This is a genomic window from Brevundimonas sp. BH3, from assembly GCF_045345115.1.
Classification (GTDB): Bacteria; Pseudomonadota; Alphaproteobacteria; order Caulobacterales; family Caulobacteraceae; genus Brevundimonas.
The window spans coordinates 351,532-377,941 of the sequence record NZ_CP150796.1; the positions used below are offsets into that span (position 1 = coordinate 351,532).

Consider the following 26,410-nt stretch of genomic DNA (forward strand, 5'->3'; position numbering starts at 1 on the left):
CCATATCTGCCGAACATCAACAAAAAGCGGTCAGGTTGAACCCTGTTAGACGCCCCTTGTTCCGATGTCTTAAGCCAAAGCCACAAAGGTTCAAAGGGCTTCCAGTGCACGGATGACCAAAGTCGGCGCGCTGGCAGGGCGTGGATCAAGCTGTAACAGAGGCACATCCACCCCGCACAGCGTGACCTTCTGCGTTTCGGGCATGCGCTCGGCGGCATGGTCGATCAGGTCGATAACCAGTGAAATAGAGGCTGTTTTCAACGGTGTGACGGTACGGATGCCCAGACCGCGCACCTCGATCAGACCGGCAATCGAGGCCGGAGCCGTGGCATATAACCGGCCGGAACTTGTCCACAGATGGACGTAATCATCCCCGATCAGTCGTGCACCTATGTCCATAAGTCGCAGGGCCAGATCGCTCTTTCCGGCCCCCGATGCCCCGCGGATCAATATCCCGCGCCATGCATTGCCCAGCCGCAGGGCGACCGCACTGGCATGGATGGTGGGGGTCATGCTACGCGACGCCCCGCCAGCGGCAGACGCACAATAAAGCTGGCACCCTTCACCTGATCGCCTTCGCTACGATTGATGGCGACAACCGTGCCTTCGTGCGCCTTGACGATCTGGCGCACAATTGACAGGCCAAGGCCGGAATTGGTGCCAAAGGCTGTGCCCTTGGGCCGCGAGGTATAGAAACGCTCGAACACGGTTTCCAGATTGTCGGGCGGAATACCGGGCCCGTCATCCTCGACCCGCACGCGCCAGAAGTCCGGATTGTCGTCCTTCTCCAGATAGACGCGCACCTCGGACCCTTGCGGGCTGAACGAGCGGGCATTATCGATCAGGTTGCGGAACACCTGACCCAGCGGCGTGTCGCGTCCCACCACCTGTGCGGGCATGGACAGGTTGTTGATCAGCCGGACCGGAATATCGCCTTCGCGCAGGCTGTTCTCGTAGACGCCGATAATGTCCGACAGCAGCTCCCCCAGATCGATCGCGCGCGGACGATCACGCGACAGTTCGGCATCCAAACGCGAGGCGTTGGAAATATCCGTAATCAGACGATCCAGACGGCGCACATCATTTTGCAGCAGGTTGGTCAGGCGCGCCCGCTGCTCTTCGGTCTTGACCAGAGGCAGGGTCTCCAGCGCCGAACGGATCGAGGTCAGCGGGTTTTTGATCTCGTGCGAGACATCGGCAGCAAAGCGTTCGATGGCGTCCATACGCATGGACAGGGTGTCGGTCATGCTTTCCAGCGCACGCGCCAGACCGCCGACCTCGTCCTTGCGGGCGGTCAGGTCGGGCAGGGAAATGGCGCGGGCGCGTTGTAGACGCACTTGGTCGGCGGCCGCCGACAGTCGCAATACGGGCCGCGCCACAAACAGGTGCAGCACCAGCGACGCAAACAGGTTCACCCCCAGCGCCACAAAGGCAAAGGGCATCAGGGCGCGGCGCTGGGCGGCCAGAATGGCGTTCACATCACCGGCTTCCAGTGTCAGCACGCCCAGCACCTGCTGGACGTGGCGCACGGGCAGGGACACGGACACCACGCGCTCGCCTTCTTCGTTACGACGCAGGTTCATCTGCGGCTGCCCTTGCAAGGCTTGCTCAACCTCGGCGGCAAGGGCGGCATCGGCCTCGGAGCGGGCCTTTTCGATATCGGCTTCTGAGGGCGGCGGCGGTGCCTTGGTGCCCGAGGGCAGGGCAGGGGGCAAAGGCTCGCCCGGAATATTGTCCGAGACGTTGTAGGAATCGGAGACCTGAATCCCGTCCACATCGAACAGACGGGCGCGCTGGCCATAGGGAATAAAGTTGTCGCGCAGCCAATAGGCGGCGGCGCGGTCGTCCAGCATGGGATAGGGGTCACCCTGGGTAATACCCAGTTCCCCCAGCACGTTGGACAAAAGCTCGGCCTGTACCGACAGCGATTCCTGTCGGGCATTGATCAGGCCACGGCTCCACTCGTTCAGAGCTAGGGCCCCGCCGATCATAATCAGCAGACTTAGAAGGTTGAGAGCCAGCATAAAGCCGCCCAGTCGTGACCCGCCAAAACGAAATCGTCTGGCAGGCCGTCTGGGCGGCTTCTGGTTCTTAGGCTTCGCGGTAACGGTAGCCGACGCCATACAGTGTCTCGATCGCGTCGAATTCAGGGTCAACCATGCGGAACTTCTTGCGCATGCGCTTCACGTGGCTGTCGATGGTGCGGTCATCGACATAGACTTGGTCGTCATAGGCCGCGTCCATCAGGTTGTCGCGGCTCTTCACGAAACCGGGACGCTGGGCCAGTGCCTGAAGCAGCAGGAACTCGGTGACGGTCAGTTTGACCGGCTTGCCTTCCCACGTGCATTCGTGGCGCGCCGGATCCATCGATAACGGGCCACGCTTGATGGCCTTGTTGGCATCGGCATTGGCCGAGGATTCGGTCAGGTCGATACCCTCGACGCCCGCACGGCGCAGCAGCGCTTTCACGCGTTCCAGCAGCAGACGCTGGCTGAACGGCTTGTGCATATAGTCGTCGGCACCGAGGTTGAAGCCGAGAATCTCGTCGATTTCCTCATCCTTGGAGGTCAGCATAATGACCGGCAGGTTCGAGGTCTGGCGCAGACGGCGCAGCACTTCCATGCCGTCCATACGCGGCATTTTCACATCGAGAATGGCCAGATCGGGCGGCGAATTTTCCAGAGCTTCCAGACCCGAGGCACCATCGTGATAAGCGGTGACCGTATGGCCATGACTTTCCAGCGCCAGGGAAACGGACGCGACGATATTTTCGTCATCATCAACCAGGGTGATGTTAGCCAAGGGCTTCTCCTTGCGAACGAACGCGGACGGTGTTGCCGACACAACGCACGGCGAGCGGTACAGTTCGATATGATTAAGGCAGATCAAGACCTGAGGAAATGGGAAGTTGTAACTTTCCCTGCAAGTGCTGCGCGTGATGATAGACTGAAACCCTGCCTTAAACTCCTTGAGCGATAACAGGCCACTGACAGATTTGGCGGGAAACCTATGGCGGGGCCGATCCATTATGAAATCTACGTTCGCAAACACGCGAATGCAGAGTGGTCCCTGTTGATGGCCCATGAGGACCGTCGCCACAGTATTGATACTGCCGAAGAGATTATCCGTGACAAGATCGCTGCGGCGGTCAAGGTTACCAAGGAAATCCTTGACCCTGTGACGATGGAGTTCTCCAGCATCAGCGTGCTGCGTCTGGGGGCTCCTGATCCGGTGCGTAAAAAGGCCAAGACCGAAGCGCCGGCCGGTCCGGCCTGTCGTTCGCCCGCCGAGCTATACACCGTCCATGCGCGTGAAAATCTGGGCCATATTCTCGAAGACTGGCTGCGCCGTCAGGGCGTGACCGCATTTGAGCTTTTACATTCTCCGGTGCTGGCCGAACGTCTGGATGCCGCAGGCGTCGAGGTCCAGCACGCTATCCAGAAGGTCGCCGTCCCCGAGGCACAGGCCACAGGGCAGGACCTGCACGGGCTGTTGCGCCTCTATCAAAAACTGTCCGACCAGACGGTTGAACAGATCGTCAAGGCCGGAAGGCGTGGCGATTTTGTTGACCCCGCGATTGTCCCGCTCGCCCATATAGCCGAAAACCTTCAGGGTGATGCCGACCGTGCCTTTAAAATGGGTGGCACAATCGCCCATGCGCTGAACGGACTGCGTGGTTCACGGGCGCGTCTGTCGGCGCTTCTGGATCTTTGCGATCAGGCTCCGCAGGAAGGCACGAATCGGGCCATGGTCATGGTGCCGGTCGAACAGATACTGTGCGAAATGCTGGCCAGTAGCTGGAACCTGCCGGACCTGTTCGGCCCCTCTTTGGACCAGGGTTCGACACTGGCCGCGGTGGTACGGATGGTGGCCCCCAACGAGGTTGCTGCCATTGTCGCCCATGATCCGCGTCTGGCCGTGATGGTGCCGCCTGTCGATGGTCCAGGCGCGCGGTTGGGAGAGCGTCTGGCTGTCGGCGAGTTCCCGCTGGTCGCTTCGGCCCTGGCCAAGATGGTGCTACGTGAACTGACCAGTCCACGCCGTTTGCGACCCGGCGATGCCGAAGGCGAGATCAATATTCTGCGGGCACTGGCCATGTCGCTGACCGCGGCGGCAGGGCGGCTTTTGACGCTGGAAGAGGTGCAGAACGCCTTTATCGAGCGCTCCCGCCTTCTGGTGACGGCCGATTTTGTCGCCGCCTATGTGCGCGGCAGCAGCAGTGTTCTGGAAGAGGCCGAGCGTCTGGCGCGGCTCAGTGACAATGTGACGGGCGGCTCCAGCAAACGCGCGGCGGCCCGCTGGCTGGAGGCCTGTGTCTCTTCGCTGCGCTTTGAGGCTGAACTGTGCACCAACACCATACCGCCGTTACATCGCTTGATGGCGCTCCGGCGTTTGCAACGCACGATCGAAGGGGCTGGTCTGGTAGGCAAGAGCGCCGAAAACACCACCGAAGCTCTGGGCCGGATCGGTACCAAGATCGCCGAGGAATCAAGAGTGCTGAGCCAGATCGGCAAGGCTTCCGCACCCGTCCAGCAAAGGTTGACTGTCCTGCTCCGACTGGCTTCGGCAGATACGGCACCGGTGGGCAAGGTCAACGAGATGGCGCGAAGCGAGGCCATGCGCCTGATGCGCCTGCCCGAAACGCGGCAGAGCCTGCAAGCGGCACCCGAGGCGCTGGCCACCCTGATACCGATGTTGAAATCGGTCGGCATGGCCAGCTAGTCGGACAACGGCAAATCAGTCGAAAATGTCGAAGATATCGAGGCGCTTTTTCTTCTTGTAATAGCGCTCGTCCTCCTTGTGACGACGATAGTCATCCTCGCGGCTGCGATAGGGGGCCTGCTGGGGGTGTTGCTGGCCCCATGGTTGCGGATGCTGCTGTGGCGGCGCTTGCGGGGCAGGGGCCGCCATCGAGGCGCGACCTTCGTTCGTTGCCCCTTCCATCAGCTTTTCCAGCTCTCCGCGATCCAGCCACACACCGCGACAGGTGGGGCACATGTCGAACTGCACACCGTTGCGCTCCAGTGTCTGCATGGAGGCATTGTCATTGGGACACATCAGAAGAGGCATAGTGATCCTTTCGTCTTCTTGCGGGCCGACATCATCCGGCACATGCCGGACCAGAGGGGCCCGTCCCGCATTTTCGAGCTAGGAAGTCTGCCGTGACAACGCAACGTGCCCGCATGTCGCAGGCATCATCAGCAGTGCTGGCCGCACACCCAGCCCGACGACCACGCCCACTGGAAATTATAACCGCCCAGCCAGCCGGTAATGTCCACGGCCTCGCCGATAAAGAACAGACCGGCGACCGTCTTGGCCTCCATGGTCTGCTGGTCCAGTTGCATCGTATCCACGCCGCCTAACGTCACCTCGGCGGTGCGATAGCCTTCGGAGCCGACCGGCTTGACGCCCCACGCATTGGCGCTTTCGGCCAGCAGGCGCAGCTTCTTGTCGCCCTGTTCGGCCAGCTTGCCCTTCAAACCCGCCCGTTCGCACAAAACCTCGGCCAGTCGGCGCGGTACAATATGGCCCAACGCCGTATGTACCATCTGTTTGCCGTTCTCGTTCTTGGCTTCCAGCAGCAGGGCGGCCACATCCTTGTCGGGGGCCATGTCCACAGTGATGGCCTCGCCCTCGCGCCAGTAGGAACTGATCTGCAGGATCGACGGGCCGGAAAGACCACGGTGCGTAAACAGCATCCCCTCGCGGAACGCGGTCGGCTTGGCGGGGCGTTTCGGGTCGGCATCCTTGGGGACTTTGTGGCGCACCACAGCATCCAGCGACACACCCGCCAGCGGCTTCAGGCTTTCCAGCAGGGTCGGCTCGAAGGTCAGCGGCACCAGACCGGGGCGAGTATCGGTCACACGCAAACCGAACTGTTTGGCCACATCATAGGCCCAGCCCGTGGCCCCCATTTTAGGGATCGACTTGGCACCCGTGGCAATCACCACAGAGCTGGCCTGCACACGCGATCCGTCATCCAGATCGACCGTATAGAGGCTGCCATCATGGCTGATGGATTTGACCCCGAGGTTTAGCGACAGAGTGACCCCTGCGCGCGCCATCTCGTCGGTCAGCATCTTGATGATGTCCTTGGCGCTGTCGTCACAGAACAACTGGCCAAGGGTCTTTTCGTGATAGGCGATACGGTGGCGCTCGACCATCGTGATGAAGTCGTGCTGCGTAAACCGCTTCAGCGCCGACAGGGCAAAGCGCGGATTTTCACCCAGATAGGCCGCCGGATGAATGCCCGTATTGGTGAAGTTGCAACGCCCGCCGCCCGAGATGCGGATCTTTTCGCCGGGGGCCTTGGCATGGTCGATCACGCGCACGCGGCGTCCGCGCTTGCCCGCTTCGATCGCGCACATCATGCCGGCGGCACCGGCCCCGACAATCAGGACATCAAGGGTCTGGAGTTTCATCAGCAGGCCCTAGCAGGGCGGGACGTAAAAACGAACCCCGCCCTTGGGATGGGTTCTTTATTTCAGGCCTAGAACAACCTTGTATCCGTCCTGAACCAGATCACCATATTCTTCGGGATGCTTCTGGATATAGGCGGCAAAGAAGGTGCAGGTCGGCAGGATTTTGAGCCCCTTTTCGCGCAGGTCCGCCAGAACGTGCTTGGCCAGACGCGAGGCAATACCGCGCCCTTCCAGAGCCTCGGGCACAACCGTCTTGGAGATTAGGCGACCGCCCGCAACATTGTTGTATTCCACATAGGCCACATGGCCATCGATATGCAGTTCGTAACGCTTGGCGTCTTCGAGGTCTTTGATCTCGTTATCGAGCGACATGGGCTGTCCTTGTGCTTGGGGAGTTAGTGCGCCTGATCCCAGTTGGCGGCGGCCTTGGCTTCCACTTCCAGAGGAACGCTGAGGGCGACAACAGGTTCTGCGGCGCGTTCCATGGTCTGTTTGATGACCTTAAGGGCGCGATCGGCCTCGGCCTCGGGCGCTTCGAACACCAGTTCGTCGTGCACCTGTAACAGCATACGGGTTTCAAGACCCGCATCCTTCAGGGCTTGTGGCATGCGGATCATGGCGCGGCGGATAATGTCGGCGGCGGCCCCTTGGATGGGGGCGTTGATGGCGGCCCGCTCGCCGAACTGGCGCTCGGCCCCCGACTTGGAATGGATGGCCGGAATATGGATACGGCGACCAAAAATGGTCGAGACATAGCCGTCGCGTTTCACCGTCTCCTTGATGCGATCCATATAGTCGCGGATGCCGGGGAAGCGCTCGAAATAGGTGCGGATATAGGCTGCGGCCTCGCCCTGTTCGATACCCAGTTGATGGGCCAGACCAAAGGCCGAAATGCCATAGACGATGCCGAAATTGATTGCCTTGGCGCGGCGGCGCGTCTCGGCAGGCATGCCCTCTACCGGCACACCGAACATTTCGCTGGCGGTGGCCGCGTGAATGTCCAGCCCCGCCTTGAAGGCGCGCTTCAGTTCGGGAATGTCGCCGATATGGGCCAGCAGACGCAGCTCGATCTGGCTATAGTCGGCGCTGATCAGCACATGGCCGTCCCGCGCGATAAAGGCCTGACGAATTTCACGGCCTGTCTCGGTACGGATCGGAATATTCTGAAGGTTCGGATCACTCGAGGCCAGACGCCCCGTCGAGGCGGCTGCCAGCTGATAGCTGGTGTGGACGCGCTCGGTCTTCGGGTCCATCGCTTCCAGCAGGGCGTCCGTATAGGTGCTCTTCAGCTTGGCCAACTGGCGCCAGTCAAGGATGGCGCGCGGCAGGTCATGTGTCAGGGCCAGATCTTCCAGCACCGAGGCATCGGTGCCCCATTGGCCGGAGGCGGTTTTCTTGCCGCCGGGCAGGTCCATCTCGCCAAACAGAATCTCGCCGATCTGTTTGGGGCTGGCGATATTGAACGGACGGCCCGCAATCTCGTGGGCCTTCTTTTCCAGCTCGTCCATCCGCAGACCAAAGCTTGAGGACAGGCGACGCAACAGGTTCGGATCAATGCGGATACCGGCCAGTTCCATATCGGCCAGAACCGACGGCATCGGGCGCTCCAGTGTTTCATAGACATTGAGCAGACCCTGCTCGGCCAATTGGGGCTTGAGCAGTTGCCACAGGCGCAAGGTCACATCGGCGTCCTCGGCGGCATATTCGGTCGCAGGGGCCAATTCCACATGCTTGAAAGACTTGGCGTTCTTGCCCGTGCCTGTGACCTGTTTGAACGGGATCGGTTCGTGGTCGAAATGACGACGCGACTGTTCGTCCATGCCGTGTGCGTACAGACCGGCACCCAGCACATAGGAGATCAGCATGGTATCGTCCTGCGGGGTAATCTCGATGCCCTGACGACGCATGACAGCCATGTCGTACTTGCCGTTCTGCATGACTTTCAGAACCGTAGGATCTTCCAGCAACGCCTTCAGGCGCGGCAGGGCCTCGGCCAGCGCAACCTGTTGCGGAGCCGCAGTGCTAGTGCCACCGAAATCAAGACCGCCTCCAAAGTCCAGACCGCCCGATCCGGCCTCCGGTATGTTTTCGTGGGCTAGCGGCACATAACAGGCCTGATTGGGACCAACCGCCAGCGACAGACCGACCAGACCGCTATGGGTGGCCGACAGGGCATCTGTTTCCGTATCAAAACCGACGACACCTGCGGCTCTGGCGCGGGCGATCCACTGGTCCAGCGCCTCCAGGGTGGTCACGCATTCATAGGCCGAGCGGTCAAAGGGCTGCGGACCGGAGGCGGGGGCAGGGGTGTCGCCTCCGCCATAGCGCGGCGTGGCCACTGGTGCGCTCATGGCCGCCTTTTTGGGAGCAAAGGCCGAGGTGCCGTTGGCGGTCGCCTTACCGTCACCCACGCGACGCGCCAGCGTGCGGAACTCCATCATTTCAAGAAATTCGCTCAACACCGCAGGGTCGGGATCACGCAGGGCAAAGTCCGACACCGGTTCCGGCGCAGGCGCATCACAGGTCAGTTTGACCAGCTCGCGCGACATACGGATTTGATCGGCGAAATTGATCAGTGTCTCGCGACGCTTGGGCTGTTTGATCTCGCCCGCGCGGGCCAGCAGCGTATCCAGATCGCCATATTCACCGATCAGCTGGGCCGCCGTCTTGGGACCGATACCGGGCGCACCGGGGACGTTATCGACACTGTCGCCGATCAGGGCCTGCACATCGACCACGCGGTCGGGCGCGACACCGAACTTTTCCATCACGGCGTCTTCGGCCAGCACGCGATCCTTCATCGGATCATACATGACCACGCCGTCGCCGATCAGCTGCATCAGGTCCTTGTCCGAGGACACGATCACGACTTCACCGCCCATGTCGCGCACCTTGCAGGCATAGGTGGCGATCAGGTCATCGGCCTCGAAACCGGGCAGCTCAATCCCGGCCACGCCAAAGGCCTTGGTCGCCTCGCGCACCAGAGGGAACTGCGGCACCAGATCTTCGGGCGCAGGCGGGCGGTGGGCTTTATAGCCCTCATAAAGCTGGTTGCGGAACGTCTTTTCCGAATGGTCGAACACGGCGACCAGATGGGTCGGGCCATCCTCGCTCTTGGTATCCTGCAACAGCTTCCACAACATGTTGCAATAACCCTGAATCGCTCCCACCGGCAGGCCATCCGACTTGCGCGTCAGAGGGGGCAGGGCGTGATAGGCACGGAAAATATAGGCCGAGGCATCGATCATCCACAGCCGCACGGGCTTGTCCGTGGCAGGGGCGTCGGTTGCGGCGGGTGTGTCGGTGGTCGCTTCGGTCATGGTGCGAACATAGGCGCGGTTTGGCGCGGCGTCATCCGCTCAAAGCAAACCCCGTCCCGCCTTTCGACGGAACGGGGTTTGAAAAGGCTCATAGACCCGATGCGCTTACATCGGCGACCAGCCGCCGGGGGTTTCAAAGACGGTATCGTCTTCTTCTTCGACGACCACATCGCGATCTCCGCGCAGCTTGCGCACCTCGGCATAGGCGACGCGCAGCAACTCGGTCACGCCTTCGCCCGAAACGCCCGAAACCAGCATCGGACGGCGCCCCGCAACGGCCTCAAGGGCATCGGCCTTCTCGACCCGCTCTTCTTCCGACAGCGAGTCGATCTTGTTCAGAGCCAGAATCTCGGCCTTTTCAGCCAGACCATCGCCATAGGCTTCCAGTTCGCCACGGATGATCCGATAGGCTTCGGCCACATCGTCCTGCGTACCGTCGATCAGATGGATCAGGCTGGCCGAGCGCTCGACGTGGCCAAGGAAGCGCGTGCCAAGGCCCGCACCTTCGCTGGCCCCTTCGATCAAGCCGGGAATGTCGGCAATGACAAAACGCTCGGTCGGCGACAGGTCCACCACGCCAAGATTGGGCACCAGCGTCGTAAACGGATAGTCCGCTACCTTGGGCTTGGCTGCCGAAACCGCTGACAGGAAGGTGGACTTGCCCGCATTGGGCAGACCGGCCAGGCCGATGTCGGCAATCAGCTTCAGGCGCAGCCAGATCCAGCGTTCCTGACCTTCCTGACCGGGATTGGCGTGGGTCGGGGCCTGATTGACCGGACCCTTGAAGCGGGTATTGCCCCAGCCGCCATTACCGCCAGCCAGCAGCTTCACGCGCTTTCCGGCGCGATCCATATCGACCAGCACGGTTTCCTTGTCCTCGTCCAGCACCTGTGTGCCGACCGGAACGCGCAGAACAATGTCCGCACCCTTGCCGCCATGCATCTGGCGGCCCTGACCGTGATGGCCGGTCTGGGCTTTGAAGTGTTGTTGGTAGCGATAGTCGATCAGGGTGTTCAGGCCATCGGCGGCCTCGACCCAGATGTCGCCGCCCTTACCGCCATCACCGCCGTCCGGACCGCCATTGGGAATAAATTTCTCGCGTCGGAACGACACGGAACCTGCGCCGCCGTTACCTGAACGAATATAGATTTTGGCCTGATCGAGGAATTTCATGTGTGCCTTATGGCCGAACTCCGTGGCTTTTTACAGGTCACAGGCACGCAAGGGCCGCAAACGTGTCTTTGGCGCAGCAAAAAGGGGCTTTTCCGGTCGGAAAAGCCCCTGATTTCAGAGCGAAATCAGTTTTTGCCGTCACGGGCGGCATCTTCGACGGCAGAACCCGCCGCCTGTGCATCGCGACCAACACCCGCAACCGTATTACAAGCGGCGGTGGTCAGGGCGGCAGCCACAACGGCCAGAACCATAAGTTTGCGCATCTTCATCTCCTCGAAACGTGAATGGGGTGTCTCAGTCTCGGGTCAATAAACGCAGGGATCAGCGGTCTAGTTCCGGCGTCTGGCGAACCGGAGTCTCTTCAGTGGACGGGGTTTCAAACACCAGGGTGGCTATCGTGCCGCCATTATCGGCCTTGCGGGTAGAAGCTGTCCCACGCAGTTGCTTGGCAAAGGCGGTCATCAGGGTCACGCCGACACCGGACGTAACATCGCCCATGCCCGGCCCGTCATCCTCGACCTCCAGTGTACTGGTCTTGCCATCGACCTTGAACCGGACCTTGAGTTCGCCGCCGCGACCGGCAAAGGCATGCTTCTGGGCATTGGAAATGGCTTCGACCAGCCACAGGGCCATCGGGGCCAGTTTTTCGGGATCGATGCTGAGCGTATCGGCCTCGATGGAGCTTTTCACCAAGGGCCCGCGCAGGGACTCGGATGCCACCAGATGGCCAACCAATTCGTTCAGGAAGGTTTCTGCATCGGCATGGCGCACATCCTCGCCCTGGTAAAGGGTACGATAGATCAGGGCCAGGGCCGAGATTCTCTGGCGCGTATCGCCCAGAGCCGCCCGCGCGGCAGGGTCTTCCACCACCCTTTGCTGCATCGACAACAGCGATGAAATGATCTGCAGATTGTTCTTCACGCGGTGGTGGATTTCGCGCAGCAGGGCATCTTTTTCTTGCAGCGCCTCGGTCAGGGCGGCATCGCGACGCGTAATATTCTCGGCCAGTTCGTCCATGGTCCGCGCCAGATGGCGAATCTCCAGCGGCGCATTTTCGGCCTGTACCGGCCGGATGGTATATCGGCCGCGCGCATAGATGGCGGCAATCCGGTCCAGATAATCCAGCCAGCGGATGACGATACGCTCCGACGCCAGCATGGCGGCCGCAAAAGCTGTCAGCCACGCCGCCAGAGGCAGCATCAGAAAGCGGATCGGATTGCTCTGGGCCCAGAACCACGGCGAGGCCGCCGGTGCCGAAATCACGGCATAGACATTCTGGCCTTCCAGTTGGGAGGCGGCAAACAGACGGTTTACCCCGTCTGCGCCCTTGGCGCGCAGAACGGCCTGTGGCTCGCGACTATGCGCGGCCAGCCAGGCTTTTAACGGCGTAAAGCTTTGCCCGAAGGACAGGCCCTCCACGGGGGTCAGGGCGCGCCCCTGGTCGTCAAACAAACCGGTCTGCGTGTCGGGCGGCAGCGGCATGTCCTGTGTGGACAGGCTGAATATGCTGGTCGGAATAACAGCCACCAGCACACCGTCAAAATCGCCCAAAGGGCGCGTGGCCCGATAGGCGAGGGCCAGTTGGCTGCCTTCGGTATCGGTTTGCAGGAAGATTTTCGAGGTGGCGCTGCCATTGGCCAGCGCCTTGAACCAGGCACTGTCGCTCACTTGGCCGAACCGCTCGGACTGTTTGCCATGCGAGGCGCACAAAACCGTGCCGTTGGTGTCAAACCGGTAAAGGGCCTCGACCTCGTCGACCCGGTTGGCCAGTCCGTACAGGCGCGTATTACAGTCAAAGGCCTGACCTTCGGGCGCTATAATGCTCAGCAATATGCCCGCGCGGTTAAAAGCGCTTTCGGCTTCGCGCACACTGCGTTCGGCGGCCAGTTGCAGATCGGCCTTCAGATCGGTGGTCAGCTGCTGGTACTCACCACGGACCTGTATCAGCCCCAGCAGTATAAAGGGCAGCAACGACAGGGCCATGGAAAAGCCCAGTCGCGCACGAATACCCTCAACGCGCCTCTGGCGACGTCCCAGCCATTTCCGCAACAGCGGCGGCATGGGCTCAGTTCCGCAATGAACTGCTCAACCGATCGGCATCGGCGAGGATAGAGCGCATGGCATCACCGGCGGCCTTGCCGTCCCGATCATAACCGCCGCGCTCCAAAGCCGTCTGCAGGGCCTTGCGGGCGCGTGATACGCGGCTTTTGACGGTACCGACAGCGCACTGGCAGATTTCCGCCGCTTCTTCATAGGCAAAGCCACCGGCTCCCACCAGAATCAGCGCTTCACGCTGTTCTTCGGGCAGGGTTTTCAGAGCCTGACGCAGCTCGTCCAGAGCCACGGGGGCTTCGGGATCGTCCACCGCGATCAGGGTGCGTTCAGCGGCTTCCTGATCCAACTGGGTCGAGCGCCACGAACGACGCTTTTCCGAATAGAATTGGTTACGCAGGATCATGAAGGTCCAGGCCTTCATATTGGTGCCCATCTGATAGGATGCGCGGGCATCCCACGCCTTCATCATGGCTTCCTGAGCCAGATCGTCGGCGGCTGTCGGGTCACCTGTCAGTGTGCGAGCAAAAGCGCGAATGTGAGGGATCAGTCCCACAAGCTCTTTTTTGAAGGCATTATCATCCGCTGAAGGCGGTTTGGGAACCGCGCCGGTTGAACTCATGCCCCACCTTTTTCATTTTGGTCAGCGCGCCTCAGAATGGACAGAAATTCGTCCGGCACAGGCTCATTGACGACCTCGTCAAAGAGATGTCGCAGCTTCACACCGATGGCTTGCTGACGCAGTCTCGCTTCATCGAGATCCACGTCGTCAATTTCTATAGTGTCTTGCACTCGTTGAGATTTTTCAGTCATTAACTCTCGGACCGTCCCCCTGCCCGGCAGACCTCTTCCCGGACACGCTGTCTACTTAACGCCCTTACGGGCTGTACCGTTCCGACAGCCTAGCTGAAAAATGTAAAATGGGCAGCAAAAGGCGGAACTGTGGTCAAGGTTCTTCGTTTACCTGTACTGTCTGATGATCTGGGGGGTAGCTTCGGTCATCGGACTGCTTCAGACATTGGGGATTCTAGGAATGAGCCTACTGGCTAGATTAGCGCCTCACCTTCCGTATGTGCGACGCTTTGCGCGGGCTCTCACGGGTGATCAGGCTACGGGCGACCACTATGTGCGCGTAGCCTTAGAAGCCTTGGCCGCGGGCGAGCGACAATTGCCGGCGGATATGACGCCGCGTGTCGCTCTCTATCATATTTTTCACGCCATCTGGTCTTCCAGCGGTGCCCAGCTTGAGGACCACAGCGCGCCATCCGGCAATGCGGTCGAGGACAGTGCTTCGCTTCGCCTGCTCAAGATTTCGCCGGCTTCGCGTCAGGCTTTCTTGCTGACCTCGCTGGAAGGTTTCACGCCGTCCGAAACGGCACAGATTCTCGACATCGATATTTCGGCTGTAGAGCGACTGGTTGCACAGGCCCAGACCGATATCGATGCCGAACTGGCCACCGATGTGCTGATCATCGAGGACGAGGCTATCATCGCTGCCGACATTGAAAGTCTGGTGCGCGAACTGGGTCACCGCGTCACGGGCACAGCGGCCACCCATACCGAGGCGGTCGAGGCTGTGCGCCAAAAACGTCCGGGTCTGGTTCTAGCCGATATTCAGCTGGCTGACGGGTCGTCGGGTATCGATGCCGTGAAGGAAATCCTGCAAGACCTGGACGTGCCGGTGATCTTTATTACCGCCTTCCCCGAGCGACTGCTGACAGGGGAACGCCCCGAGCCGACCTTCCTCATTACCAAGCCGTTCCAGCCGGAAACGGTCAAGGCGGCCATCAGCCAGGCTCTGTTCTTCCATCCGGCGCAACGCCAGTGATCTGAACGGGTCGGTGAAGATGAGGGAACCTCGCCAGAGCTATAGCGTTCCAAAACCGTAGTCCTTGGCTATTCAGCCACGTCCATCTTCTGCCTGTTTGCTGATCCGGTCGTGACTGTACCTCATTTCTCGATGATGCACCTTTTAGGGCGGCCCTCCGGGGTCGCCCTTTTTTAATGGCTGTCTGCGCCTCGCCCATCTTTGTTGGACAGGCTTGTTTGCATGGGCCAACGGGTGCCATGGTGGCGCAACCTTTGCGGCAGGGACCGGAAATATGGACGAGCTTCTGAACATCCATTTCGAACAGATCGAGGTGGGTCAGGTCATTTCACTGGGCGTTGTGGCTGTCGATGAAGCGTCGGTAAAAATCTATATCGAGCGTTTCCTGCCCAGCTGGAATGACAGCTATGGTGCGCCGGACGGCATGCTTTACGCGCTGTGGAGCAGGCTTTCTTTCGAGGCCTGTCGCCGCTGGTCCGGTTTCAAAATGCTGGCCGTTGACGGTGTGCGTTATCTTCGTAATCCGCCTGCCGGAGAGCTTCTGCGTGGTCGCGTGACCATTATGGGCAAGGACCCTGTCGGCGATAATAAGGGTGTCGTGATTGCCCAGCAGGACATGCTGGACGAAGCGGGCCGTCTGGTCTTCTCGTGCCTGACCCGTGCTCTGGTGGCACGCCAGTCCTGAGAGTTTAGGCCATCTACAAAGAAAAACGCCCCGCAGTTTCCTGCGGGGCGTTTCTTTTAGCTTACAGCGCCGATCAGGCGTTGCCAGCGGCCTGACGGGTCAGGGCCAGGGCGATCAGACGATCCCAGCCCGCCAGCGACACGAGGTGCGCATAGATTTGGCCCAGAGCACCGTTGTCGCGCAGTTCGACCAGCTTGTCGGCCGGCAGAGCTTTCAGCTTGTCTTCCGAAACGGCGAAATACTCGGCCAGTTTCTGGGTCTGGCCCGGCGTGCCGTCGGCATTGCGCGGGGTGAAGTTGGCTTCCTTGACTTCGAACAGGTCCAGATCGGTCAGAACCTTGACGAACGACTCGGTGCGCAGGCGCTCCTGTTCGAAATTGTTGCAGAACTCCATGGCGTTCTTGACGTAGGCGCTCGGCTCGTTGCCTTCGAACAGCGGGGTGTCGCCGCCTTCAACGAAATACGGTGCGGCGCGGTCGATGCACAGGATCATGCGCTGTTGTGCGTCGTCATTGGCATAGACGAACGGATAGCGACGGGCATAGGCCGGAATATAGGCGTCCGAACGGAACTCGCCGTCGGTCACGAACAGGTTGTCATTGGCGTTCAGGCCCATGGCGACAACCGGTTGCTTGCTTTCGCCGACGAAGATCACCGGATAGGACAGGGCGGCTGGCGCGAACTCGGTCACAGTCAGCGGCACAATATTGGTCTGGCCGATGAAGGCATAGGGCTTGTCGACAGCCTTGACGCCCAGCTTGCCGTGCGCCTCGACCGACAGCGGTTCCGGTTGCGAGTAGAAAAGGACGTTACCGGAGAGGCCGCCGGCGTTTTGTGCAGTCGTGTCGGTCATAAAACTTCTGGTGTTCTGGACAGAAAGAAGGCGCGTTCTAGCCCATAGAGTGACCACGGGCAAACGCGGTACGAATCTTTGTGAACCACGTTTTGCAGTCCTCTGCCACCCCTGATGCCCAATGTGGTTGCGGCAAGCGGCGGGAAACCTTAGCTCTAGGCCATGACCAAGGCTTGCCAACACGATCACGACGGCCACGCACGCGGTGCGAACGAGGTGGCGCGCATTCTTGCGGGCTTCGAGACTTCCTGCGTGACCCAGGGTGAACGCATGACGGCCCCGCGTCGCCGGGTGCTGGAACTACTGTTGACCGCAGGCGGGCCGGTAAAAGCCTATGACCTGATCGCCCGCTATGGTGCGAATGGCGAGGCGGCCAAGCCGCCGACCGTCTATCGGGCGCTGGAGTTTCTCGAACGCTGGGGCGTGGTCCACCGCATCGCCTCCATCAGTGCCTATGTGGCCTGTTCGGTCCATGAGGACGATGTGCAGGCCCACGCTGCCGCCTTCCTGATCTGCGACTGCTGCGGTTCGACCGCCGAGGTGGCCGTGCCGCTCAGTGATCTGGGACTGGCCGGTGCCGCCTCGCGGGTTGGCTATGACATCGAGCGCACCACAATCGAGGGCCACGGCAAATGCGCCCAGTGCAAGGACGCGGCCTGATGGATGGCGGTATCGATGGCTCTATAGCCATCCCGCCGCGCCGTCTCTCTGTTCCGGTCAGCAACCGTTATGGCGAGGGCCGCATGGCCGTGCTGGACTTCGGCCCGACCGACCGTCCGGTGGATCTGGTCTTTGCCCATGCCAACGGCTTCAACGCCTATACCTATCGCCATCTGCTGTCCGGTCTGGCGGGGCGCTTGCGGATATGGGCTGTCGATCTGCGCGGTCACGGGCGCACCACCCTGCCGACCCGCATTCAGGGGCGACGTAATTGGAGCGACCATCGCGAAGACTTGATCTCTCTGCTCGACACCATGGACGGCCCGCCTGTGGCGCTTTGCGGACATTCGATCGGCGGTACGTCCAGCCTGCTGGCCGCAGCCAAGGTGCCGCACAAGGTTTCGCGCCTGATCCTGCTTGATCCGGTGATCTGGGCCTATCCGACCATGGCCGTGTTTAATACGCCGGTGCTGAACAAGCTGGCGGGTCGCGCACCGATCGTGAAATCAACCCTGCGCCGCCGGGACCGCTTTGACAGCCGCGATCAAGCCTTCAAATCTTGGCGCGGACGCGGTGCGTTCAAGGGCTGGCCCGATGCCGTGCTGGCTGACTATCTGACCGATGGCCTATTGGAAGAAGACGGCGAGGGCCTGCGCTTGGCCTGCACCCCCGCATGGGAAGCCTCCAACTATTCGGCACAGGCCCATAATCCGTGGAAGGCGCTGCGCCAGTATAAAGGTCCGGTACAGTTGCTGCGGGCCGAAACGGGTACGCTCTGTGCCGTCACCCGACCGTCTGCGGGACCACAGCTTGCCATTCGCACGGTCTCGGGGGGCGGGCACCTGTTTCCAATGATCCATCCGCAGGTGGTGCGCGAGGTCTTGTCGGACCTTGCGTCTTAACTGCCCTGTCCTGCACGGCCGGACCGGTGCAGCCTTGGCCGCAGGCATCGGTCTGGGCTTGCTGGTTGCGGGCCTGATGATTGTCATCTGGTGGACCCTGACCCAGAAGGACCGCCCCTTGCGCGTGGTCCGCGACGATCCGGCACTGGAAACCTTGCTGGCCTCGGCCCCTGCAATCCGCCTGAATGGGGGCGAGCGTCCCGTCACGATTATTTCGCCGCGTGCGGCGATGGCGTTGGAACAGTGGCTGGGCGCGGACGCTGCCGAACTGGCTGCCAACGGGCGCGAGGTTCGCGCCATCATTGTCCCGTCCGGTCATGGCGGAACCAGCGAGGAGGCCACGGTGGCCCAGCTGTGGCAGGGGCGCGATGCCGACCTGCTGCGCCAGTGGCTGTCGATGCGGGGCGAACACTGGACCGCCGTGGGTATAGAGCCTGTCTCGGACTCGGAAACACGCATGGCGGCTTTGGCCGAGGCGGCAGGTTTCCGCCGCTCTATATTACAGCGTCTGGGTCGTCCGGCAGATGACAACCGCTGGCCTCTGGTCATCTGGCGCGACGGGGCCGGACAGCTGGCTGTGTGCCATTGCCACACGCCTCAGGCGGTGGCTGAGGCCCGTCTTGCTTTGGGTCTAAAGGGGGAAAGCCCGCCGGTTGTCCCGGCTGCACCCGTGCCGGTAAGGGCTGAACCTATGACGGCGCAAGCCGAAATAACGGGAGCCTATCCGCGCCTTGGCGATATGTCGGCCGTAGAGCCGTCCGGCTCCAGCCCCTATGGCGAAGTATCGGAAACCCGCAGCCCTGCGGTCCCTGCGCCAGCCTTGCCGGGGGATGCTGCTCCTGTGGCTCCCCCTCCGGCCAAGGCGGCCTCGCGTCCGGCCACCCGCCCCGCGCGCGCTGCAAGACCACCCCGCACGGATGTGAACACGGCAGCCCCCAAGCCTGAAAAAGACGCCGAAAGCCTGTTCTACTAGACAGACAGGCAGGTGGCGATCAGTCGCTCCACGTCCGCTTCATCCTGATAGGGACCAAAGCCGAACCGGATCACATCGTCGCGGACATCGGTAACGATATGCGCCTCCAGCAAGCGGTCGCGAATGGTCGCGGCTTCGGGATGTTTGAGCGCCAGAAAACGGGCCCGGGCTTGTTCGCCCATCACCGGATTGAGCCAGCGGGCCGCCGCCAGTAGTCCCTTGTCCGAGGCCTGAATGGCGCTCTGGAACTGCTGCTGTAATTGGCGCGAATGTTCGGCCAGATCGCCAATCGCGATCCCCTCGGCGGCTAACATGTCCTGCACGGCATTGAAGCGGTAAAGGGCGCTGACATCGAAGGTCGCCCCCCAGAACCGCCCGCCATCGGTACGATAGCCGACACTGCCCACCGGTCCTTCCAGATCGCCAAACTCGGCAAACCATCCGGTCACCACAGGGCGCGGCCCATAGCCGTCCGGTGCATGCAGGAAACACGCCCCTTCACCCGCCATGGCATATTTATAGCCACCGGCCAGATAAAACACGTGGTCATGGATGCCCGACAGATCGGTCGGCGTGGCCATAAAGCCGTGATAGCCGTCAATCACCACCCACGGCCCTTCGGGACGCGACAGGGCCGCCAGCGGCTCAAGATTTCCGGCCAGTGTGCCGGTGCGGAAAAAGACCTGACTGACAAAGATCAGATCATGGCCGCCCTTTTGGGCTTCGGCCAGAAAACGCGCCTCGAAACTGTCAAACGGCTCGATTGGCACGGTGGTCAGTTCGACCGCGCCCGTTTCCTCCCAGCGCTGGCTCTGGCGCCGGAACGAATGAAACTCGGCATCGGTCGTCAGTATGCGGACAGTTGATTTTTCGACCGCTGAAACGATACGCAGCAACAGGTCATGCGTATTGGGCGCAAAGACGATGCTGTTGGCATCGGGTAGCCCCAACAGACGCGCCACATGGCCTTGGGCCGCGGGAATGACCTCGCCAAAGATCAGGTCCCATTTGCGATCCGCATGGCGATTGGCATCGTCCCAAGCTCGCCCTTGCGCCTCATAGGAGGCATCCGGCCACAGATGGTGGCTGTGCGCCGCAAAATGCAGACGCTCGGGAGACAGTGACAAGGCGCGGGTAAAACGGTGTTTCAGCATACACGCACCTTAGCGCGATACTTGACGCGACCAACTGAAAAGGGCGGAAACCGAAGTTCCCGCCCTTAAAATTCACAGTGATTTTTATCGCTCAAGCAGCGAGCGACCGCGTCGCGAGCGTTAGCGGCGGCGGGCAAAGCCCGCCAACTTTCTGCTTGGCCGCGGTCAAAAGGCTCCGCCTTTTCGATCCGACGCGGCCTGTTAAATCAAACTACCGTGGCAGTGCTTGAACTTGCGGCCCGAACCACAGGGGCAGTCGCCATTGCGGTTGGTGCGTTCCCAGCCGACGGGCAGAGCCTCGACCGGCAGGTTGGCGCGGTCATCACCGGTCAGCATGCCTTCGGGATTCTGGGCCATCGGATTGGCCATCTCGTTCTCGCCCGTGCCCGGGTTCAGGTGGATTTCCTGAAACTCCGGCATTTGCAGTTCCGGCGGCGGCTGGAAGCGGAACTCGACCGTCATCAGCCAGCGCGTCACATTGTGACGCAGGTCGTGCAGCAGGTTTTCAAACAGGTTGAAAGCCTCGGTCTTGTATTCGTTCAGCGGATCGCGCTGGCCATAGCCACGCAGACCGATGACGCCGCGCAGGTGGTCCAGATGGACCAGATGCTCACGCCACTGCATGTCGATCATTTGCAGCATGAACTGCTTTTCGAGATTGCGGGTCTGCTCGACGCCAACGATTTCCAGACGCTCGGCGGCGCGGGCATCGGCGGCTTCGTTCAGACGCTCCTCGATCTCTTCGTTCGACACGCCTTCCTCGGCGGCCCATTCGTGCAGCGGCAGTTCCAGACCGAGGATGTGTTTCACCTTCTCGTCCAGACCGTTGATGTCCCACTGCTCGGCATAGGCCTTGGGCGGCATGAAACGCTCGACCAGATCGGAGATGGTGTCCTGACGGAAGTCGGCCACCAGTTCGGACAGGTCGTCGGAATCCATGAACTCCTGACGCTGTTCGAACACGGCCTTGCGCTGGTCGTTGACGACGTCGTCATACTTCAGCACGTTTTTACGCATGTCGTAGTTGCGCGCTTCGACGCGCTTCTGGGCGGTCTCGACGGCGCGGTTCAGCCACGGGTGGCTGATGGCCTCGCCCTCGGCAACGCCAAAGCGCTGCATGATGGCGTCCAGACGATCACCGGCAAAAATACGCAGCAGGTCGTCTTCGCACGACAAATAGAATTTCGACATACCCGGGTCGCCCTGACGGCCGGTACGACCACGCAGCTGGTTGTCGATACGGCGGCTTTCGTGACGCTCGGTGCCCAGAACGAACAGGCCGCCTGCGGCCAGACCCTTCTCCTTGGCGACGGCAATCTCGGCCTTGAACTCGGCTTCCTTGGCGGCAAGCTGTTCCGGCGTGACCTCGATGGCGAGGTTACGCTGTTCCTGACGCCAGCGTTCGATACGCATTTCGAGGTTGCCGCCGACCTGAATATCGGTCCCGCGACCGGCCATGTTGGTGGCGATGGTCACTGCGCCCGGCAGACCGGCATCGGCAACAATATAGGCTTCCTGTTCGTGCTGGCGCGCATTCAGGACGTTGTGCGGGATGCCCTTGCCGGTGGCATAGGTGATGTCATAGGCGGCATCGCCGACCTTCTGGGCTTCCTTCTCGCGACCGGCATACTCGGCTTTGAGGGTGCGGCCCGTCTCAACCTTGTATGCATAGGTCTTGAGGATTTCCGACAGCTCTTCGGATTTCTCGATCGACACGGTACCCACAAGGATCGGCTGGCCACGCACATGGCAGTCAGCGATCTGGGCGGCGATGGCGTCGTTCTTTTCCTTGAAGGTGCGATAGACCTCGTCGTCATAATCCTTACGCAGGATCGGACGGTTGGTCGGCACTTCCAGAACATCCATCTTATAGATGTCGAGGAATTCCTGCGCCTCGGTGGCCGCTGTGCCGGTCATGCCCGACAGCTTTTCATAAAGGCGGAAATAGTTCTGGATCGTCACCGAGGCCAGGGTCTGGTTCTCGGGCTGGATCTTGACGTCTTCCTTGGCTTCCAGTGCCTGGTGCAGACCTTCGGACAGACGGCGGCCCGTCATCATACGGCCGGTATATTCGTCGATCAGGACGATCTCGTCGCCCTTGATAATATAGTCCTTGTCGCGCTGGTACAGGGTATTGGCGCGCAGGGCCTGGTTCACATGGTGGACCAGCGAGACGTTCAGCGGATCATACAGGTCCTCGGTGCCGTCGGTCAGGTGACCGGCTTCCTTGAGCATCTCCTCGATGCGCTCCGAACCCAGCTCGCTCAGCAGCGCCTGACGCTGCTTCTCGTCCAGCTCGTAGGTGTCCTTGTCCTTGATGAGTTCCTTCACCAGAACATCGACAATCTTGTAGAAGTCCGAACGGTCCTCGGTCGGGCCCGAGATAATCAGCGGGGTGCGGGCCTCGTCGATCAGGATCGAGTCAACTTCATCGACGATGGCAAAGTGGTGGCCGCGCTGCACCATTTCGCGACGGTCATAGACCAGATTGTCGCGCAGATAGTCGAAGCCGAATTCGTTATTGGTGCCGTAGGTAATATCGGCCTGATAGGCCATCTGGCGCTGGCCTTGGCTCAGGCCGTTGACGATCACGCCCACTTCCAGACCGAGGAAGCGATAGACGCGGCCCATCTGTTCGGCGTCGCGACGGGCCAGATAGTCGTTCACGGTAATGACGTGCACGCCCTTGCCGCTCAGGGCATTCAGATACACCGGAGCCACAGCCACCAGGGTCTTGCCCTCACCGGTGCGCATTTCGGCGATACCGCCTTCGTGCAGGATCATACCGCCGGTCAGCTGCACATCATATTGGCGCTGGCCCAGAACGCGCTTGGAGGCTTCACGCGCCACCGCAAAAGCTTCCGGCAGGATTTTCTTGGAACTTTCGCCACCCTCGATGCGATCGCGGAAGGTCTGCGTCATCATGCGCAGTTCGTCGTCCGAAAGCGCTTCGAACTTGGGTTCGAGGGCGTTGATCTTCTGAACCTCGGCCATAAAGGTTTTGACTTTACGGTCGTTCGAGGAACCAAAGAATTTCTTGGCGATGCCGAGCATGGGTGATCCGAAACGGTCGAGCGGCTGAAGGCTCAGAGAAAAGACAGCTCTCGCCCGCATCGAGATATTGAAAACGCAAGGATTTCCAGTACCTGCCCTTCAGGCGGCTCCATCCTTACGCATTCAATCGAAAATCCCTCGACTTGGGCGCAAGCCGGACTTAAGCACCGACCTGTGGCCTGTCAACGCGAGCAGTGTTTTGGTAGGGCTATCTGTGCCTTAAAAGCACAGTTTCACGCAGCTGTTATCCGCCCCGACACGGGAGTGTTTGATGCGATTGTCGCACCCGCCCATCCATGCCGATCACAATTTTCGCAAAGCTGTAAACCGGCCTTCGCTTCTGGGGGGACTGGTGGCTGTACTGTTGGCTGTCTCGGTGGCGGCCTGTGGCGATAATCCCGATAAGGCGCATCCGGATGCCGGTGACCGCGTGGTGGCACGTGTCGAAAAACACGAAATCTGGGCCTCTGATGTTCGCCGCGAAGCGGTGGCGCAAGGTCTGATCGGCGATGCAGAACCGCTGGATGTCACCTCCGAACTGTTCCGGCGCGTGCTGGACGAGGTGATCGACCAGACCCTTCTGGCGCGAGAAGCCGAACGTCGGGGTCTTGCCAATAGTGCGGCGGCCCAGCGTCGGCTGGAAGCGGTCCGCCAGCGCATTCTGGGCGACATGCTGGTGGAATCCGCAGTCGACAAGGCTGTGTCCGACGAGGCTGTCCAGCGCCTCTATGCCGAACAACAGCGCCGCGCCAAACGCTCCGAAGAGGTGCGTCTGCGCCTGATCCTCAGCCAGAGCCGTGCAGAGGCCGATGCGGTTCTGGCCCTGTTGGGGCAGGGGGCCAGTTTCGAAGCTGTTGCCGCCCAGCGTTCGGTCGATCAGGCTTCACGTGCCCTGGGCGGTGATCTGGGTTATGCGACACCCGATCTTTTGCCGCCCGTCTATGCGGCGGCCATTACCGAAAAACCGGCAGGCAGCGTCATCGGACCGGTCGAGGCCAGCGGTCGCTGGGCCATCCTGCGCGTCGAGGATCGCCGCGCTGAAACCCCGCCGACACTGGAACAGGCCCGTCCGGTTATTGTGCGCTATCTGACCTATGAGGGGGTCCGTCAGCTCTTGGAACAACTGCGCGGCAAGGCCAATATCGAATTCGAGATTGACCCGCCGCGTTCTGCGCCGCAAACGCCACCCCCTGCTTCGACGGCTGTTGCGGCAGCGCCTTCGCCCGTAGCATCTTCTTCTGCTGCCTCTACCAAGTCCCCGACTGGATCCGCCTGATGAGCCATCCCCCTGCCAAACCTTCTTCGACCGGCCACATGATTGAAGCCGCCATCGAAAAGGCGCTCGATCCTTTGACCTCGGCCATCAAGCGCGCCACCCAGCCTGCGGCCAAACCGGCGGCAGGAAAGCCGGGCCTGATGATCTCGCCACTGGCTGTACCCTTCCCAGAGCTTCCGGCCATGGGCGGTGTCGAAATCGCCACGGCCCGCGCCGGTTTTTACAAGCACGAACGCGACGATCTGGTGGTGTTCCACTTCCCTGATGGTGCCAATTGCGCGGGCGTCTTTACCCGTCACAAGGTCGGCTCGGCACCGGTGGACTGGTGCAAAAAGCAGCTCGACGCTGACAAGGGCGGCGAGGGCGTGCGCCTGATGGTCATCAATGCGGGTTGCGCCAATGCCTTTACCGGCAAGCTGGGGGCCGATGCCGCCCGCCGCACCGCTGCCGAGGCCGCCAAGCGCTTTGGCTGCCGCCAGCGCGACGTCATGCTGGCCTCGACCGGCGTGATCGGTGTGGTGCTGGACGACAGCAAGATCACCGCCAAACTGCCCGACATCCAGGCCGGTCTGTCGCCGGACAACTGGGCCAAGGCCGGTTCGGGCATCATGACCACCGACACCTTCCCCAAGGGCTCGACCGCCGAGTGCGAGATCGAGGGTGTCAAGGTGCGTATCTCGGGCATTGCCAAGGGCTCGGGCATGATCGCGCCGGACATGGCGACCATGCTGGCCTTTATCGTCACCGATGCCGATATCGCCCCGCCGGTGCTGAAGGCGCTGCTGAACCTGCATGTCCGCACCACCTTCAACTCGGTGACGGTCGATGGCGACACCTCGACCAATGACACGGCCCTGATCTTTGCCACCGGCACGTCGGGCGCACCGCGCATCGGTCGCGTCGGTGATCGCCGCCTGAAAGACTTCTCTCGCGCGCTTGAACAGGTCATGCTCGATCTGGCCCACCAGCTGGTCAAGGACGGCGAGGGTGCAACCAAGTTCGTCAAGATCACCGTCGATGGTGCCGCATCGCCCGCCTCGGCCCGCAAGCTGGCCAAGTCCATCGCCGACAGCCCGCTGGTGAAAACCGCCATTGCCGGTGAAGACGCCAACTGGGGTCGTATCGTCATGGCCGTCGGCAAGACCGACGAGGCTGTGGACCGCGACCGTCTGGCCATCTTCTTTGGCCCGCACACCGCCGCCGTCGATGGCGCACCGGCCACCGACTATAATGAAGAGGTGATGAGTGCCTATATGAAGAATGACGAGATCGACATCACGGTCCACGTCGCTTCGGGCCGCGCCTCGGCCACGGTTTGGACCTGCGACCTGACCAAGCGCTATATCGAGATCAACGGGGACTACCGTTCGTGACAGGGGCGCTCGTGACGGAAGTCGAAAATGCGGGGGCGGTTCCGACCGTCCTCGTCGTCGCCGTGGCCCTGATCGATCCGGATGGCCGCATCCTGATCGCCCAGCGCCCCGAGGGTAAGCAACTGGCGGGCCTGTGGGAATTCCCCGGCGGTAAGGTCGAGGCAGGCGAACGCCCCGAACAGGCCCTGATCCGCGAACTGCACGAAGAACTGGGTATCGACGTCAAGGAGGCGTGCCTCGCCCCCTTCGTATTTACCAGTCATGCTTACGAAAAATTTCACTTACTGATGCCACTCTACCTTTGCCGTAGGTGGTCGGGCACGGTTGTGGCCAAGGAACATACGGCACTGGCGTGGGTCAAACCGGACAAGCTTCGGGACTATCCCATGCCGCCTGCCGATGAGCCGCTGATCGCCTGGCTCAGGGATTTGATTTAAACCGGCCTGTCCGGAAAGGGTGGCCTATGCGCACGATGCTCAAAGCATTTGCCAATGACGATAGCGGCGCGACGGCCATCGAATATGGCCTGATCGCCTCTCTGATCGCCATGGTCATTCTGGTGGCTTTGTCGGCCACAGGTGACGGCGTCATGGCCAAATGGGATCTGGTCATGAAGCGCGTCAGTGCGGCTCTCAGCGGCAATGGCGGAGAGGGAGGCGGTGAAGGCTCTGGTGAAGGCGGCTGA

At 61.2% G+C, this 26,410-nt stretch carries 25 protein-coding genes; 10 read left to right on the top strand and 15 right to left on the bottom strand.

All coding sequences use genetic code 11. The features are described from left to right. Positions 1-90 precede the first annotated feature (90 nt). The 3 genes from WEU32_RS01635 to WEU32_RS01645 are packed head-to-tail and all read right to left on the bottom strand — an operon-like array spanning position 91 to position 2,802. A complete protein-coding gene (locus WEU32_RS01635; protein WP_406852648.1) occupies positions 91-513 on the bottom strand; it encodes an HPr kinase/phosphorylase in 423 nt (140 codons plus the stop codon). Further along, positions 510-2,123 (bottom strand): ATP-binding protein, encoded by a 1,614-nt coding sequence (locus WEU32_RS01640; protein WP_312815030.1) that lies wholly within the window; start codon positions 2,121-2,123, stop codon positions 510-512. The genes WEU32_RS01635 and WEU32_RS01640 overlap by 4 nt, the downstream gene beginning before the upstream one ends. After that, positions 2,092-2,802 (bottom strand): response regulator transcription factor, encoded by a 711-nt coding sequence (locus WEU32_RS01645; protein ID WP_312134573.1) that lies wholly within the window; start codon positions 2,800-2,802, stop codon positions 2,092-2,094. Before WEU32_RS01645 ends, WEU32_RS01640 begins: the two co-directional genes overlap by 32 nt. A 207-nt stretch (positions 2,803-3,009) precedes the next feature. On the opposite strand from WEU32_RS01645, the gene WEU32_RS01650 reads away from it, so the two are divergent. Then, complete coding sequence (locus WEU32_RS01650; protein ID WP_406852649.1) at positions 3,010-4,722, top strand: hypothetical protein; 1,713 nt, start codon at positions 3,010-3,012, stop codon at positions 4,720-4,722. 15 nt (positions 4,723-4,737) lie between these two features. Here the strand turns inward: WEU32_RS01650 and WEU32_RS01655 are convergent, their stop codons facing one another. From WEU32_RS01655 to WEU32_RS01695, 9 genes are all read right to left on the bottom strand, one after another. Further along, positions 4,738-5,070, bottom strand: coding sequence for a zf-TFIIB domain-containing protein (locus WEU32_RS01655; protein ID WP_312134577.1), 333 nt, complete (start codon positions 5,068-5,070; stop codon positions 4,738-4,740). A 128-nt stretch (positions 5,071-5,198) separates the two neighbouring features. Continuing rightward, positions 5,199-6,422, bottom strand: coding sequence for an NAD(P)/FAD-dependent oxidoreductase (locus WEU32_RS01660; protein WP_406852650.1), 1,224 nt, complete (start codon positions 6,420-6,422; stop codon positions 5,199-5,201). A 57-nt stretch (positions 6,423-6,479) separates the two neighbouring features. Continuing rightward, positions 6,480-6,794: a GNAT family N-acetyltransferase gene (locus WEU32_RS01665; RefSeq protein ID WP_406852651.1), complete on the bottom strand. Its 315-nt coding sequence runs from the start codon at positions 6,792-6,794 to the stop codon at positions 6,480-6,482. Positions 6,795-6,817: 23 nt separating this feature from the next. After that, the gene (polA, locus tag WEU32_RS01670) at positions 6,818-9,742 is read right to left on the bottom strand and encodes a DNA polymerase I (protein WP_406852652.1); all 2,925 of its coding nucleotides are present in this window, start codon (positions 9,740-9,742) and stop codon (positions 6,818-6,820) included. A 105-nt stretch (positions 9,743-9,847) separates the two neighbouring features. Beyond that, positions 9,848-10,915, bottom strand: a complete 1,068-nt coding sequence (gene obgE / locus WEU32_RS01675) for a GTPase ObgE (RefSeq protein ID WP_406852653.1) — start codon at positions 10,913-10,915, stop codon at positions 9,848-9,850. A 125-nt stretch (positions 10,916-11,040) separates the two neighbouring features. Then, a complete protein-coding gene (locus WEU32_RS01680; RefSeq protein ID WP_312134590.1) occupies positions 11,041-11,178 on the bottom strand; it encodes an entericidin A/B family lipoprotein in 138 nt (45 codons plus the stop codon). 58 nt (positions 11,179-11,236) lie between these two features. Beyond that, entirely contained in the window at positions 11,237-12,976 is a 1,740-nt protein-coding gene (locus WEU32_RS01685; protein ID WP_406852654.1) for a sensor histidine kinase, read from the bottom strand. Positions 12,977-12,980: 4 nt separating this feature from the next. Continuing rightward, a complete protein-coding gene (locus WEU32_RS01690) occupies positions 12,981-13,589 on the bottom strand; it encodes a sigma-70 family RNA polymerase sigma factor (protein WP_312134597.1) in 609 nt (202 codons plus the stop codon). Further along, positions 13,586-13,780 (bottom strand): NepR family anti-sigma factor, encoded by a 195-nt coding sequence (locus WEU32_RS01695; RefSeq protein ID WP_312134598.1) that lies wholly within the window; start codon positions 13,778-13,780, stop codon positions 13,586-13,588. Before WEU32_RS01695 ends, WEU32_RS01690 begins: the two co-directional genes overlap by 4 nt. Before the next feature lie 220 nt (positions 13,781-14,000). On the opposite strand from WEU32_RS01695, the gene WEU32_RS01700 reads away from it, so the two are divergent. Together WEU32_RS01700 and WEU32_RS01705 are read left to right on the top strand one after the other, a co-directional pair. Continuing rightward, positions 14,001-14,795: a response regulator gene (locus WEU32_RS01700; RefSeq protein WP_312134599.1), complete on the top strand. Its 795-nt coding sequence runs from the start codon at positions 14,001-14,003 to the stop codon at positions 14,793-14,795. A gap of 274 nt (positions 14,796-15,069) precedes the next feature. Continuing rightward, positions 15,070-15,480, top strand: coding sequence for an acyl dehydratase (locus tag WEU32_RS01705; RefSeq protein WP_406852655.1), 411 nt, complete (start codon positions 15,070-15,072; stop codon positions 15,478-15,480). A 73-nt stretch (positions 15,481-15,553) separates the two neighbouring features. On the opposite strand, the gene WEU32_RS01710 is transcribed toward WEU32_RS01705, so the two are convergent. Continuing rightward, the gene (locus WEU32_RS01710; RefSeq protein WP_312134602.1) at positions 15,554-16,333 is read right to left on the bottom strand and encodes a SapC family protein; all 780 of its coding nucleotides are present in this window, start codon (positions 16,331-16,333) and stop codon (positions 15,554-15,556) included. Between the two features lie 162 nt (positions 16,334-16,495). On the opposite strand from WEU32_RS01710, the gene WEU32_RS01715 reads away from it, so the two are divergent. From WEU32_RS01715 to WEU32_RS01725, 3 genes are read left to right on the top strand one after another with little or no spacing between them, the layout of a single operon-like run. Next, complete coding sequence (locus WEU32_RS01715) at positions 16,496-16,993, top strand: Fur family transcriptional regulator (protein ID WP_312815043.1); 498 nt, start codon at positions 16,496-16,498, stop codon at positions 16,991-16,993. Next, a complete protein-coding gene (locus tag WEU32_RS01720) occupies positions 16,966-17,895 on the top strand; it encodes an alpha/beta fold hydrolase (protein WP_406852656.1) in 930 nt (309 codons plus the stop codon). The genes WEU32_RS01715 and WEU32_RS01720 overlap by 28 nt, the downstream gene beginning before the upstream one ends. After that, positions 17,885-18,868: a hypothetical protein gene (locus WEU32_RS01725; protein WP_406852657.1), complete on the top strand. Its 984-nt coding sequence runs from the start codon at positions 17,885-17,887 to the stop codon at positions 18,866-18,868. Before WEU32_RS01720 ends, WEU32_RS01725 begins: the two co-directional genes overlap by 11 nt. Here WEU32_RS01725 and WEU32_RS01730 read toward each other — a convergent pair. Continuing rightward, positions 18,865-20,022, bottom strand: a complete 1,158-nt coding sequence (locus tag WEU32_RS01730) for an aminotransferase class V-fold PLP-dependent enzyme (RefSeq protein ID WP_406852658.1) — start codon at positions 20,020-20,022, stop codon at positions 18,865-18,867. The genes WEU32_RS01725 and WEU32_RS01730 overlap by 4 nt on opposite strands. A gap of 201 nt (positions 20,023-20,223) precedes the next feature. Then, positions 20,224-23,076, bottom strand: a complete 2,853-nt coding sequence (gene secA, locus WEU32_RS01735) for a preprotein translocase subunit SecA (RefSeq protein ID WP_406852659.1) — start codon at positions 23,074-23,076, stop codon at positions 20,224-20,226. 271 nt (positions 23,077-23,347) lie between these two features. Here secA and WEU32_RS01740 point away from each other — a divergent pair, with 271 nt between their 5' ends. From WEU32_RS01740 to WEU32_RS01755, 4 genes are read left to right on the top strand one after another with little or no spacing between them, the layout of a single operon-like run. Beyond that, positions 23,348-24,352 (top strand): peptidyl-prolyl cis-trans isomerase, encoded by a 1,005-nt coding sequence (locus WEU32_RS01740; RefSeq protein WP_406852660.1) that lies wholly within the window; start codon positions 23,348-23,350, stop codon positions 24,350-24,352. Then, positions 24,352-25,725, top strand: a complete 1,374-nt coding sequence (argJ, locus tag WEU32_RS01745) for a bifunctional glutamate N-acetyltransferase/amino-acid acetyltransferase ArgJ (RefSeq protein WP_406852661.1) — start codon at positions 24,352-24,354, stop codon at positions 25,723-25,725. The genes WEU32_RS01740 and argJ overlap by 1 nt, the downstream gene beginning before the upstream one ends. An 11-nt stretch (positions 25,726-25,736) precedes the next feature. Continuing rightward, a complete protein-coding gene (gene mutT / locus WEU32_RS01750) occupies positions 25,737-26,162 on the top strand; it encodes an 8-oxo-dGTP diphosphatase MutT (protein WP_167175152.1) in 426 nt (141 codons plus the stop codon). A 26-nt stretch (positions 26,163-26,188) separates the two neighbouring features. Then, positions 26,189-26,410 (top strand): Flp family type IVb pilin, encoded by a 222-nt coding sequence (locus tag WEU32_RS01755; protein WP_312134614.1) that lies wholly within the window; start codon positions 26,189-26,191, stop codon positions 26,408-26,410.